This window comes from Priestia abyssalis, from assembly GCF_002019595.1.
GTDB lineage: Bacteria > Bacillota > Bacilli > Bacillales > Bacillaceae_H > Bacillus_BA > Bacillus_BA abyssalis.
Genome location: NZ_KV917369.1, coordinates 3985279 through 3998533, shown reverse-complemented (window position 1 = coordinate 3998533; position 13255 = coordinate 3985279). Strand labels below are relative to the sequence as shown.

The following is a 13255-nucleotide window of genomic DNA, read 5'->3' as shown; positions in this document are numbered from 1 at the left end:
ATTTGTTATGGTAGAAAAATTGTTTACAAGATTACAAGAATTATATCCAGAGTTAGTCGCATTTCGGAGAGACCTTCACATGTATCCCGAACTTTCATTTCATGAGAAGGACACGCCTAGAAAAGTTGCTGACTTTTTAACTGGCTTAGGATTGGAAGTCCGGACAGGTGTCGGCGGCAGAGGGGTCGTTGGTTTCCTAAGAGGGGGGAAACCGGGAAAGACAGTGGCGTTCCGTGCTGATTTTGATGCGCTGCCCATTCAAGATGAAAAGGACGTGGATTATAAGTCTCGTATTCCCGGGGTTATGCATGCTTGCGGTCATGATATTCATACGGCAGCCTTACTTGGAGTGGCAAAGGTATTGAGTGAAGTAAAGGATCAGCTGGAAGGAAATGTTGTTTTTATTCACCAATTTGCTGAAGAAGTGATTCCGGGAGGAGCCAAGCCGATGATTGAAGACGGCTGCCTCGACGGAGTGGATGTGATTTATGGAGCTCACGTCGCTTCCCATCTTCCGTTTGGAACGGTTGGTGTAGGTGAAGGGTATTTAATGGCAGCTGGTGATACATTTGAAATAGACATATTTGGAAAAGGAGGTCATGGGGCTACACCGAATTTAACGGTAGATCCTCTTGTAGTAGGAAGCCAGCTCCTGCTGAATTTGCAGCAAATCGTAAGCAGGCGCGTTGATCCGCTTAAACCTGCGGTTGTGACAGTTGGTTCGTTTTATGGAGGAGAGGCTTATAATGTCATCCCTGATAAAGCTAAAATGAAAGGGACAGTTCGAACCTTTGACGAAGATATTCGAGATTTGATTGAAGAAGCTATTGGACAAATAGCGGCATCCACCTGTGAAAGTGCAGGTGCTTCAGTAAAGTATAGATATGAAAGGGGTTACCCGGCTGTTTGGAACCATCCAGAAGAAACAAGAAGGATTGAAGCACTGGCAAAAAATCTTCTTGGAGCTGAAAATGTCCAACATGCCACTCCTCATATGGGAATGGAGGATTTCGCCTACTATTTACAGAAGGTGCCGGGAACCTTTTTCTGGGTAGGGGGGGAAAACCCTGAAATGGGTGAAGCATATCCGCATCACCACCCGAAGTTTGATGTGGATGAACGATCTATATTAACCATTGGACAATTATTTGTTTCATCTTTTTTGAGTTACATATCAGGCGATGCTGCTAAACCCGAACGAATTCAAGAAGAAACGAGTGCATGAAGAATAAGGAGGGAGCCAAATTATGGAGAGAGTTTTAGAGAGCGCCTATAATTTGAAAGAAAGAATAAAAGAATCATTAAGAGACTTAACTGGATTGGTTGGTGTATCTGGATCAGAACAAGAAGTGGTTAAATATTTGAAGGAAAAACTGACTCCGTATGCAGATGAAGTGAAGGTGGATCGCAATGGAAATGTCATAGCGATTAAACATGGCTCTGCACCAGGCCCCAAGCTAATGATTTCGGCGCATTCCGATGAAGTTGGTTTTTGTGTCAAAAATATTTTGCCGAATGGTTTTATCATATTTGATAAAGTAGGCGGGGTTTCTGACCAGTTATTGCTGGGGAGAAAAGTTTGGGTAACGACTAAAAAAATACCAGGGATTATCGGGATAAAAGCCGGGCACATGCAAACGCCTGAAGAAAGCAGAAAAGTGAAAACGACTCGTGAATGTTACATCGATGTAGGCCTTTCATCTAGACAAGAAGTAGAAAATCTGGGAATTAGGATTGGCGATCCAATCGTTTTCCAGAGTGATTTTATGGAAATGGCTAATAAAGATCTTGTCTCAACAAAATCAGTAGATAATCGAATTCATTGTGCCATTTTAATTGAATTATTTAAGGAAATACAAGATTTAAAGTTTGCAGGAACTTTATATGGGGTGATAACCGTTCAGGAAGAAGTGGGGCTTCGCGGGGCAGTTACAGCTGGAAATGCGATAGAACCTGACTATGCAATCGTTTTGGATACAATACCGGCTGGAGATACACCGGATATCGATACGGAAAAATCACTTCCTGTTTACCTTGGAAGAGGCCCTGCTTGCCCTATTGCAGATAGTGTTAGCGGAACAATGATATTTAACTACATTCATCCGAAAGTAAGAGAAATGATTGAAGAACAGTCGAAAAAAGCGAATGTCCCATTACAAACTCTTACATTAATCGGAGACTTCTATACAACGGATGCTGCTAGCTTAGCTTTAACCAATAAAGGTGTACCGGTAGGAATCGTATCAACACCGCGCAGATACTCCCACTCTCCAGTAGAATTAGTGAATTTAAATGATGCAGAAGGTGTTTTAAAGATTGTAAAAGGGATCGTTCTCGATAATGGGAAAAAGGATTTAAGCTTTATATAAGGGAAACTTCCATCAGTAGAGTTTTCGTTTATTCACAACTTGAAATGCTTCCATTACGCTAAGTTGTAAAGTGGGGTCTGATGCCTGTTAAATATGGTCAAAAAGGAAGCTGAAAAAAGAGCGGGGGTGTTTTCCTCCGTTCTTTTTCGTTTTGTACAGATGATTCTAGTACCAAAGATATAATTTTGTCCAGCCCATAAGCAAAAGAGGACCGAGCGGCATAAAATGTACGGAAACGTTTACAAACGATGTGGGAGGTGGCATCATGAGATTTTTATCTGTTTTCACAAGCCTTTTGCTGATCCTCGGCGGGCTTAACTGGTTGTTTATGGCATTGGGCTTTAACCTGGTAACTCAGGTATTTGCATCTGTTCCATCTCTTATTAACCTTGTATACTGGCTTATTGGTTTATCTGCAATCTATCAGCTGTATGAGCGTTATTTGAGGGGACGATAATGATTTAACTCCCATTTTATTTGGGAAAGTGCCTGGGAAACCCGGCACTTTCTTGCCGTTTTTTAGACATTTCCCCAAAAATCGGGTAGATTAAAAATGAGATTTACGGGTACATACATTCTAGACCACTTTTTTAAGGAGTGAAGCACAATGGCAGTAAAAGAACTGGCGCTGCATGAGAAATTGGAAGTTCACGAAGTATTGATTTTTAAGACAGCGTGCGCAACAAAATCAAAGGCCATGCTGGAGCTGGCAGAAGACAAGAAATTGAAAAAAATGCTGGAAGAAGACATACGTTTATCAGCGAAGGCTATTAAAGAGTTGAGGGTCCATTTTGCATAAAAAGATAGACGTAGCCTGAGCCAATTAGTCAAACGTAATATAAATCGCCATTTTTTCGACTAAGTAGAGTATAATTTAAAGGGAAAAAACTCCTTTAGAAAAACTCAATAATAAGACAAAAGATGGTTGCTCCCCTCTTGAGTATATTGGTAAAATTTTACTTGATTAAAGAAAAGGCAAATTTGATGATAACATTGTGTTAAGAATATGTCAGAAGAGTGTGTTCAACGCTATTTTGTAAACGTTTTCTCCGTTGTCTTTTTTTAAGTAGGGAGGGGTAAAATTGTTTAAAAAGAGATTAATAGCTCTTACAGCAGCATCCGCTTTCATGTTGCCGGTCGCGGCTCCGAGTGTTCTGCAGCCGAGTGTACTGGCGGCTTATTCTCCAGTTATACAGGGGGCACATAACGTGATTGTAACGAAATTTGATGGAAAAGACGGGAACTGGCTGACAACGAAAAATCCCGCCCAATATGCAGCGGCAACTGTATTCGGCAATGCAGGATTGGCTCCCTATAAATGGGGAAGCGCTGAAGCTGGAACCGGCTGGCATCACTTATACAAGCCTGCAGAAGTGACGGGAGTACAAGTGAATGGAATGTTTGAAGATGCCAAGTTTGTGATTCGTGTACCTGATGATTGGAACGGAAAACTCGTCGTAGCAGGAATTCCCGCTACAAGAAATGAAACAGCCACCGATTTATTATTCAGCGATTTTGTGCTGGCTAAAGGGTTTGCCTATGCAGCAATCGATAAAGGAACACAAGGAGAGATCGATCCGAATGATCCTTTGGCGAAAGTGAAGAATGCACTTGTGTCAGAAGAAGACAGCTTAATGGAATGGAATGAACGGTTCAGGCAGGTGACAAGGGCAGCACAGAAGTATCTTGTCGAAAATTATAAGGGGCAGCTTATTCAAGCAAAGGATAAGAAAAATCATGCAAGCCATCTTGTAAACAAAAAACATCCGGTACCTACATATGCCATGGGAATCTCCAATGGCGGCTACGTTGTTCGTTATGCATTGGAACATGACGGTCCTGAGAAAACGGGAGAACCTGCTTTATTCGATGGAGGAGTGGACTGGGAAGGAGTTTTGTGGAGGGCGAATGAACCGAACTTGATCAGCTCTTTGACCCCTATTGTCAACAATGCCGAAAAAGCGCTTTACGGAAATGCTGACGAGAAGCGAAAAGCCATAGAGAAAATGTACAGAGCCGGGCTGCCGAAAGGGTCTGAACAGCTCTGGAGTTATCACGATCAAGTGTATTGGTTTGTATCGTTAAATATTTATCGCGATGAGTTTGACCCTAAGGCTCCGCGCCGTATCGGCTGGCGTGATTATTTAAACTTTACGGCTGAAGGGATTCGTGACCGTACGTATGATTCCATATTTAAGAATTATGATTATTTCAAACGCCCTGACAGTGTGAGAAAAAATGTCGGACAGATTGAAAATACGGGGGACATCAATGTTCCGCTCATTAGTATCACAGGCTCATGGGATGCCTTGATTTTCCCTTCTGTTCATGCTGATCCATATAAAGAGCTCGTGAAGAAGGCGGGGAAAGGCCATTTGCACCGCCTTTATACGATTGAAAAAGGTAATCATGTTGACAGCCTTGTATGGGATAAGGGTACAGATGCCAATCAAGAGCTCCAGCCGCTGCTTCCATATGCGCATCAAGCCTTTGAGTTGCTGATCGAGTGGGTGGAACAGGGCAAAAAAGCTCCAGAAAGCAAAAAAGTAGGTGTACCGGAAATCAATACGAACGTCATTGATTTGAAAACAGGAAAAGAAATTGCAGCGAAACCGATCAGCGAGAGCTGACATCGAAATTTGTATCATATAGAATGAACGATAGTCTGGCCTTGTGCAGTTACAAAACTGCACAAGGCCAGACTTTTTTTATTTCAGCATAAGAAAGCATTCCCACTTTTGACCTATGCCAGTACATGATCTAAAAGAAAATGAATTCACGGAAGGGCAACTAGCTTCCCTTATGTCCCAGATTTAGAGACTGCTGGCAAGGTGTTAGGAATAGAACCCGCTTTTACTTATAATTTTCATGTTTACGATGAATTGCGTATAATGAGATTGCGGAATGGTTACATAGATTTAAATGAATGAGGGGTAAAGGAAGTGTCATCACTCTATTTATGTAATTTTTGTATAAGTAATTAATTTATTAAAGGTGAAATGTTATGATAACTGGTCTTATGAAGTCTTGGACAATATGGATGAAGATTGGGATAATTTTAGTCGGAGTATTCTTACTATCATGGTTGGGGCCTAATGAAATTGGGCTTACTGATTTGCTTATTTCATTAAGGAAAGAGGAAGAAACCGGAAACGCGTTAATGCTGGCTGTTTTTTTATTAGTGTCGTTAAATACAGTTTTAGCCTTGTTTCATTATATTGGTGCACTGCTGTTAGGAGATGAAATCGGTGATCGTTTAAACCGTCCATGGTTAAAAATTATCATTCCTCTTATTATCATCCCTCTCGTCTATATCGTGATAAATGCTTATTATTCTTTAACATACTCATTTAGCAGCTATTCCTTGTTATTGTTGCTGGCAATCTTATTATTGCAAGCTTTTGGGCAGGATAGGCTAAAGCCAATTATTAAAACCATTATTTGTTCTCAATTAATCTTTGGAATTGAATGGCTGAATGAGATTCCTTCTTTGTCTAAATACGGGTTTGGCCAAGGAACGATTTCAAAGGAAGTAAAAGATATAGCCGTTCAAATGGGGTTTGAGCAATCTTTGACTTTGTATAGTTTAACATTGTGTTTAATTTTTGTTATTAACGCTGTTATTTTAGCTGTGTATTTTTCATTGGCTGAACAAAAGTGGAGGATCACACAAGAGCTTCATTATGCGCAGTTAGAAGCAATGCAGTCAAGATCAGGACGAGAAGCACTATATCTAGTTCATGATTTAAAAACGCCTATTACAGCCATTGAGGGATTAAATTCCTTAATTAGTTTGAAAGTGGACGATTCTAAAATTAAAGAGTATTGTCAAAAGATTTCATCATCGATTCATTCCGTCAGCGAGATGATTTCGGAAATTTTATATGATGACAAAAAACATTGGTGCCGTATAAAAGATTTAGTTGGATACGTGAAAGCAAGCAGACTGAGCGGGACAAACCTTAATCTGGAAATAGACTTTCAGGCAGATCCTGAAATTAAAATTTTAATTAATAAAATCCGAATGACAAGGGCATTAGTGAATTTAATTGATAATGCTTACGATGCAGTGAATGAAATGGAAGATGGCAAGATTTTGCTCAGGATAAAAACTTGCGAAAATGAACTTTGGCTGGGTGTATCAGATAATGGGAAAGGGATTGCACCTAAAGAGCAGGAGAAAATATGGAAAGCTGGGTTTAGTACAAAATCTCATCCAGGGATGGGGTTAGCTTTCGTACAACAAGTTGCTATGGGGCATGGTGCATCTGTAGAAATCGACAGCAAGCTTAGACAAGGGACAACCATTTGGATGAAACTAGCTGAGAGGAGTGTGTCAAGATGAACATTTTAGTTATTGATGATGATGCATCAATCCAATATATGCTTAGTGAAATTTGTGAATTTGCCGGCTGGAATGTAAATACTGCTAACAATGGCAAAGAAGGATTAAATGTGTTTGCGGAAAAAGGAGCAGATGTTGTGTTAGTGGATTATCATATGCCAGAAATGGATGGAATAAAAACAGTCCGTGAGCTTCGCAACCGTAATGCTGATGTTCCAATTCTTGTATTAACAGTCGATGAACGGCAAGAAATTGCTGATCGTTTTCTTGAAGAGGGTGCAACAGATTTTGCATTAAAGCCCGTAAAGGCGCCTGATATTATTTCAAGAATTCAGCTGCATGCCCGCCTTGCAACATTAACTCGGTCAGTTTCGCAGCAAACATCTATTGAAGAAGATGTATTTGTAACAAAGGGAATTAGTAAGAGAACACTTTATCATATCAGCGATTTTTTACAATCTAATCGTGAATCTTTTTCTGTTGATACCATTTCTAAAGAAGTTGGTTTAGCTTATCCGACCGTCTATCGTTATATTATGCATTTACTTGATGAAGGAAAAGTGGAAATGATTGTGAGTTATCAGAAAATGGGAAGACCGAAAAATTTATATCAATGGATCGCTGATTAAAGAACTGCCTTAATGCTGTTGTTTAAAAACACTCAAAGTGTTAATTTTATTACAGTTTATCGATTTCATATGGAATGTTACACATTATATGGCGTAAACGAAAAGGATAGATAAAAGCAGATATAATCAGCTTTATCTATCCTTTTTGCAATATCTATGGAGTATAAGGCTGGTTAAACCATCTTCCGCAATAGGGCGCACTTCTTAAGAAGGTGTTTTGTCTTATTGGGCCATATAATTAAACAAAATCTTTAAAGAAAATTGGATATTTATTTTAAATATAGATGAGATTGTGAAGGGTTGTACTTAAACGGATCTGGAGAATAGTTAAATAACGAAGGAGATATAATAAGGTAAATGATTCTGTTGGGGCAAGGAGGGATTAATATAATATGTCTTTGAAAAATCAGTGGTTACTTAATAGTGCAATGATATTACTCTCATGGCTAACATTGCCTTTGTTAGGTAGGCGGACAATAAAGAGATTTCTCCCTTCCTCTATCCTTGCGATACTATTATGTTTTATTGATGTTCCAATTGGTAAAAAGCGCAGATGGTGGTCTTTTTATAATAAACCGCGGTCCTTTATTCAAAATGAATTTCCTTTTCTCCTAGGTCCCATGTTGGCTGTGTCTTTGTGGACATTAAACTGGACATATGGAAATTTTAAAAAGTTTATTATATTAAATGCCTTGTTCGAAGCAACTTTTGTATCTCCAATTACGCAATTATTTACAAAATTGAAACTTTATAAATTAGTTAAATTAAACGAATTTCAATTCTTTTTATATTTCTTTTACAAAGCTTTTTTCTTATACGGCTTTCAATACCTTTTTGAAAAATACAAAAAAACTAATGCTTTTTAAACTAAAGAGGGCAAGAGTTTAATAACGAGGATTGCTGAGGCAATCCCTTTTTTATTGAGCTGACTGCAGGCACAGCAACAATTGTTAGTAATGATGGAAATAAAATTTAAAGATATTTTCATGTTTTTTAACGTAATTTTATTTAAGAAGGGATTCAAGAAATCAACATTGAATTACTTGTTGAGAGTAGGTGAAAAGGGAGTGGAAAAGTCTATGATTAGTAAAGTCGGTCAAATTATGTTGTATGTAAATAACCAAGATGAGGCCGTGGATTTTTGGACAGAAAAGGTAGGATTTAGTGTAATTTCTGAAGAAAATAACAGTCAAGGAATGAGATGGATTGAAATTGCTCCAACAAAGGGCGCACATACAAGCATCATTCTGCACAATAAAGAATTCGTTGCTAAAATGTCACCTGGATTAAATCTTGGTACACCTTCTTTAATGTTTTTTTCAGAAAATCTCGATGAATTACGTAGCGACTTATCAAATAAAAACATCAAAGTCGGAGAAATTGTAAATATGCCTTCGGGCAGAGTATTTAACTTTGCAGATAATGAAGAAAATTACTTTGCTGTAATGGAAAAAAGTAAATTGAAATAGATAGAATGACGATTAACTGTTGCTTATCGTACCTTTTGTCGAAATGAAAACTGGACCAATATTCATTTTAGGCGGCTGACTGAAATAGTCGGGCGCCTTTTGAGCTACGGAGTAGTGTTAGTTCAATAAAAATAAGCTGATTTGCATCCGTGTTTCTATTTTCTTTATTCCATTATAGTGCGCTATAAAGTAACTAAAGCCTAATTTCTTAGTTAAACGAGAAAATGGGCTTTTTTATATTCCAATTCCCCTATTATTGTAAATCTGTATTTATCACCCTGCTCCTATTTTTGTTTATTTAACAAAAATTCTCAATAGATCAAATCTCTTTTTGAAACTTTGATAGACTAACTAAGCTTATCATAAAACTGCATATCACCTTAAGAGAATACACTTCTGATAACTTTGGTTCAGTAGAAATAATAAAAGATCGATCAAGAGAAAGTCCCATACTGAAAAAATCTAGTAAGGGTAAAGAGGAATTTGTATTAGAAGACATCGTTATTAAATTAGAGAATTAAAGTACAACACTGAGAGGACTGGATTATTACAAAGGACCGTTATTTTAGTTTTGATAAATCAATTACTTTTACTAGTCCATGCTTTTTCCAGCTCAGGAATTTTTGCTTGGTATCCCAAACATGCCTTTGATTGGACATACGCTGTTTGTGATACAAGTATTAGCGGACATACAAGACTTTTTTTCTTTTTTTTCTGTATTTTTATATTTTCTGATAATATAAAATTATTTTTACAACAAATAAGATCATTTACAATCTATATGTTTGCATTGAGCGCCAATTATTTTTAGCAATAAGAAGTATTCATTTTGAGTTTGAGAGATTGATTGCACGAAAGTTTATTGTTATGAGTGCTAAACGCATGTGAGAAGTAAATGGACTAAGAAGGGCACTTTTCGCTGATGATGGACAAGTTCTATCTATTAACCTAGTTCTGGCGGGTACCTCCGATGTGATCAGCATACACACGAAAGACTTTTTGGGCTACAACAATGTAAGCGTTTTCTTAATATTCGATCATGGATTGAATAACATACGTGGCCATCATCGTATTAGGCGTAGATGGATCGAATGAATAATTTGTCTAATAAAATAAAAACCATGCAATTATTTTGTAAACTTAAACGATTGTTGTATGGTTTACTATTTAACTATCTTTAGGGGGACTTTATTATGCAAGCAATTGTAAAAAATGATGTTCAGCAATCAAAACAACCCAGGAAAAAGCATCCGCCTGGACTGTATATGCTGTTCGCGACTGAGGCATGGGAGCGTTTCAGCTATTATGGAATGAGAGCCATTCTAGTTCTCTACTTAACAGCAACTGCTGTAAACGGCGGACTTGGAGTCGACAAAACTACGGCTATGAGTATTTACGGATTCTTTACTGGTGCCGTCTATATTACGCCAATGATCGGCGGATACTTATCTGACCGTTTCCTTGGCAGAAGGTTGGCCGTCACCATCGGCGGTATTTTAATGGCACTTGGTAATTTCTCATTATTTGCAAGCCAAACCACAACTGCTTTATACATTGGTCTTGGTTTATTGATTATCGGGAATGGCTTCTTTAAACCAAATATCTCAACACTTGTTGGTGACCTTTACAGTGATAATGACCCTCGTCGTGATGGGGCATTTACCATCTTCTATATGGGTATTAACGTTGGTGCCTTCTTTGCACCATTAGTAGTTGGGCTTATGAGCTATAAATACGGGTTCTTAACAGCAGCAATCGGTATGATTGTCGGACAGTTAATTTTTAACTTATTAGGTGACCGCTATTTAGGTGATATCGGTAAAGAGCCTACTGGTAAACCGGAAGTTACAGCTGGTCAAAAATCAACTGCACCGTTAACGAAAAGAGAACAAAAACGTACAACGGCTATCGTTATTTTGGCAGTCTTCGTTATTGCGTTCTGGGCCGCTTTCGAGCAGGCAGGAAGTTCATTGACATTGTACGCTAATGACCAAATTGATCGCAATGTATTTGGTTTTGAGGTTCCAACTGCCTGGTTCCAATCATTGAATCCATTATTCATCGTGATTTTAGCGCCAATTATGTCTGCTTTATGGTACAAGCTTGGCAGCTCAAAACGCGGTGATTTAAAAACTCCAACGAAGATGGCTCTTGGTTTAGTCACTGTTGGGTTAGGTTTCTTAGTACTGCTTCCTGCCGTTATGTACACGGGAAACGATACAGCGTTGAAAGCAAATATTTTGTTCATGATTGTCACGTATTTCCTTCATACATTGGCTGAATTAATGATTTCACCAGTTGGTTTATCGATGGTAAGTAAGATTGCTCCAATTAAACTTGCTTCCCTCTTAATGGGTGTATGGCTGGCAAGTTCGGCTGTTGCCAACATGGTAGCCGGCCAATTAGCTGCATATACGCAGTCTTTAGGTTATCTGGAAATTTTCAGTGTAATCGGTTTTGTGACGATCGGTTTAGGTATTGTATTATTGCTTCTTTCAAAACCGGTAGCAAAGCTGATGGAATAATAAGAAAAGGGAGGATGGGTCAAAAGGGTGAAAAGAAACCCTTTTAACCCATCCTCCTTAAAGGCCCCGTCATGAAAACCCAGTAAAACCAAGGGATTTTTTGACGGTGCCTTTAAGGAAAAAACAGCTTTGTGATTTATTAGAGGCTTATGGGAGATCTTCTTTTTATTTATGGTAAAAAAATGAAAGAATCGATTCCAACTGGTGTAAGAGGGGTTTTTGCAACAGCCCAAACTTGAGAAAATCGATTCTCTTGTGAAACACAATGAGCTTTTTTAAGGATATACCATGAATTACTAAGAAATCCATCCAACTTGTTCACACTCATAAAGCAGTAATTTTTTCAACTTTATTTCATATGTGCAATAAATAAAATATACAAATCCAGTTAACATAGACCTGCTTCTTAACATTGAAAAAGCAGGTGTTGTAATTTATTTTAAATTACTGTACATTTAGAATTATGAAATGAATATACAAGATCTTTCCACTAGGGGTGCCTTGTGCTGAGAGGGATGTTCGCATCTCGACCCTTAGAACCTGATCTAGTTCATACTAGCGTAGGGAAGTGGTTTGTTATGATAAGCCTATTAATTGTTATTTATAGGGATAAATGTATCATGGCCACTCTCATACTTTGAAGAGTGGTCTTTTTTATGGACAAAAATAGGTGATGGAGAATGGAGTCTGGCTGTAATAGGCGATCTTAAATTAGGGAGAGTGGGAAAATGAAATTTTCAGAAGTCATTCGTAAAGAAGCAAATCACATTTGGGAAGCTAATTTTCAGCATCCGTTTATTCAAGAATTGCGTGATGGAACATTGCCTTTAGAGAAATTCAAATATTATGTGATGCAAGATTCATATTATTTAAGCCACTTTGCGAAGGTACAAGCATTAGCAGCTGCAAAGGCGACAGATCCTAAATTAACAGAGCAAATGGCTGTTCATACTCAAAATACAGTCAAGGCAGAAGGTTCATTGCATGAAAATTTCATGAAAGAATTAGGCATTACAGAAGAGGATAAAAAACAATTTCAACCAGCTCCGAGCGCTTATGCTTATACGTCTCATTTGTATCGTGCAGCTTTTGAAGGGCATGTAGGTGATATTATTGCCGCCTTATTGCCATGCTATTGGATCTATTACGAAATTGGCCATCTATTAAAAGGGGCAACACCTGGAGTAGGAATTTATCAACAATGGATTAACGCTTATCATAGTGAATGGTTTGAGACACTTGTGAAGGAACAAATCAACAATATAGATGAAATTGCAGCGCGTGATACAGAAGAAGGGCGCGAGCGCATGAAGAAGCATTTTATCATTAGCAGCGAGTATGAGTATGCATTTTGGCAAATGGCTTATTCCTTAGAAAAATGGCCGGCATCCAACCAATACAGTCCTCTGATTCACATTCCCAAACCTTTATTTGTTCTTTAGGCAATAGTTCTTTATTTTTTTACGATAATACATGACAACATCACTACTCCTTTCATCTATTATACCTTAACAAGCAAAAGACCATTAGTAATCTTCCTATTCTGTTAAATTGCTATTGGTTTTGTTAATCTGTTATAATGAAGGTAATTATTTTTGTTCGGTATAGGATGGATGGCAGAACTGTCTTAAAAAGAAGGTTTCGTCTTGAAATATTATGTTTGGGCAAGGGTAGTAATATAATTGTGGAGTATTCCACAACAGGAGGAAATATTATGACACAAGGTACAGTAAAATGGTTTAATGCAGACAAAGGTTTCGGTTTTATCGAAAGTGAAGGCGGAGAAGATGTATTCGTACATTTCAGTGCTATTCAAGGCGAAGGGTTCAAATCATTAGATGAAGGTCAAAAAGTTACTTTTGATCTTGAACAAGGTCAACGTGGAGCACAAGCTGCTAACGTTCGCAAAGCATAATTT

General features: G+C 38.1%; 11 protein-coding genes, 1 pseudogene and 1 riboswitch. All 12 genes and pseudogenes read left to right on the top strand.

All coding sequences use genetic code 11. The features are described from left to right. The first annotated feature begins 7 nt into the window (after nt 1–7). The 12 genes and pseudogenes from BK575_RS19015 (at nt 8) to BK575_RS18960 (ending at nt 13252) form a co-directional block, all read left to right on the top strand. On the top strand, nt 8–1225 hold the full coding sequence (locus BK575_RS19015; RefSeq protein ID WP_078412704.1) for an amidohydrolase: 1218 nt from the start codon (nt 8–10) through the stop codon (nt 1223–1225). A 22-nt stretch (nt 1226–1247) separates the two neighbouring features. Continuing rightward, nucleotides 1248–2369: a M42 family metallopeptidase gene (locus BK575_RS19010; RefSeq protein ID WP_235867418.1), complete on the top strand. Its 1122-nt coding sequence runs from the start codon at nt 1248–1250 to the stop codon at nt 2367–2369. Between the two features lie 265 nt (nt 2370–2634). Beyond that, nucleotides 2635–2826 (top strand): DUF378 domain-containing protein, encoded by a 192-nt coding sequence (locus BK575_RS19005; RefSeq protein WP_078412702.1) that lies wholly within the window; start codon nt 2635–2637, stop codon nt 2824–2826. Nucleotides 2827–2976: 150 nt separating this feature from the next. After that, on the top strand, nt 2977–3168 hold the full coding sequence (locus tag BK575_RS19000) for a spore coat protein (protein ID WP_078412700.1): 192 nt from the start codon (nt 2977–2979) through the stop codon (nt 3166–3168). Between the two features lie 328 nt (nt 3169–3496). Further along, nucleotides 3497–4999, top strand: a complete 1503-nt coding sequence (locus BK575_RS18995; RefSeq protein ID WP_139368163.1) for a tannase/feruloyl esterase family alpha/beta hydrolase — start codon at nt 3497–3499, stop codon at nt 4997–4999. A 410-nt stretch (nt 5000–5409) separates the two neighbouring features. Next, complete coding sequence (locus BK575_RS18990; protein WP_078414865.1) at nt 5410–6714, top strand: sensor histidine kinase; 1305 nt, start codon at nt 5410–5412, stop codon at nt 6712–6714. After that, entirely contained in the window at nt 6711–7343 is a 633-nt protein-coding gene (locus tag BK575_RS18985) for a response regulator (protein WP_078412698.1), read from the top strand. The genes BK575_RS18990 and BK575_RS18985 overlap by 4 nt, the downstream gene beginning before the upstream one ends. A gap of 392 nt (nt 7344–7735) precedes the next feature. Then, nucleotides 7736–8209: a hypothetical protein gene (locus BK575_RS18980; protein ID WP_078412685.1), complete on the top strand. Its 474-nt coding sequence runs from the start codon at nt 7736–7738 to the stop codon at nt 8207–8209. A gap of 213 nt (nt 8210–8422) precedes the next feature. Continuing rightward, entirely contained in the window at nt 8423–8812 is a 390-nt protein-coding gene (locus tag BK575_RS18975) for a VOC family protein (RefSeq protein ID WP_078414864.1), read from the top strand. A 1193-nt stretch (nt 8813–10005) separates the two neighbouring features. Beyond that, on the top strand, nt 10006–11337 hold the full coding sequence (locus BK575_RS18970; protein WP_078412683.1) for a peptide MFS transporter: 1332 nt from the start codon (nt 10006–10008) through the stop codon (nt 11335–11337). Nucleotides 11338–11819: 482 nt separating this feature from the next. Further along, nucleotides 11820–11921, top strand: a riboswitch (TPP riboswitch). A 144-nt stretch (nt 11922–12065) separates the two neighbouring features. Continuing rightward, nucleotides 12066–12749 (top strand): annotated as a pseudogene (tenA, locus tag BK575_RS18965) (thiaminase II); the annotation flags it as partial. 302 nt (nt 12750–13051) lie between these two features. Then, nucleotides 13052–13252, top strand: coding sequence for a cold-shock protein (locus tag BK575_RS18960; protein WP_078412679.1), 201 nt, complete (start codon nt 13052–13054; stop codon nt 13250–13252). Nucleotides 13253–13255: the final 3 nt, after the last annotated feature.

Coding starts and splice junctions, on each gene's coding strand:
- BK575_RS19015 (WP_078412704.1), top strand. CDS start 8: ATGGTAGAAAAATTGTTTACAAGATTACAAGAATTATATCCAGAGTTA.
- BK575_RS19010 (WP_235867418.1), top strand. CDS start 1,248: ATGGAGAGAGTTTTAGAGAGCGCCTATAATTTGAAAGAAAGAATAAAA.
- BK575_RS19005 (WP_078412702.1), top strand. CDS start 2,635: ATGAGATTTTTATCTGTTTTCACAAGCCTTTTGCTGATCCTCGGCGGG.
- BK575_RS19000 (WP_078412700.1), top strand. CDS start 2,977: ATGGCAGTAAAAGAACTGGCGCTGCATGAGAAATTGGAAGTTCACGAA.
- BK575_RS18995 (WP_139368163.1), top strand. CDS start 3,497: ATGTTGCCGGTCGCGGCTCCGAGTGTTCTGCAGCCGAGTGTACTGGCG.
- BK575_RS18990 (WP_078414865.1), top strand. CDS start 5,410: ATGAAGATTGGGATAATTTTAGTCGGAGTATTCTTACTATCATGGTTG.
- BK575_RS18985 (WP_078412698.1), top strand. CDS start 6,711: ATGAACATTTTAGTTATTGATGATGATGCATCAATCCAATATATGCTT.
- BK575_RS18980 (WP_078412685.1), top strand. CDS start 7,736: ATGTCTTTGAAAAATCAGTGGTTACTTAATAGTGCAATGATATTACTC.
- BK575_RS18975 (WP_078414864.1), top strand. CDS start 8,423: ATGATTAGTAAAGTCGGTCAAATTATGTTGTATGTAAATAACCAAGAT.
- BK575_RS18970 (WP_078412683.1), top strand. CDS start 10,006: ATGCAAGCAATTGTAAAAAATGATGTTCAGCAATCAAAACAACCCAGG.
- BK575_RS18960 (WP_078412679.1), top strand. CDS start 13,052: ATGACACAAGGTACAGTAAAATGGTTTAATGCAGACAAAGGTTTCGGT.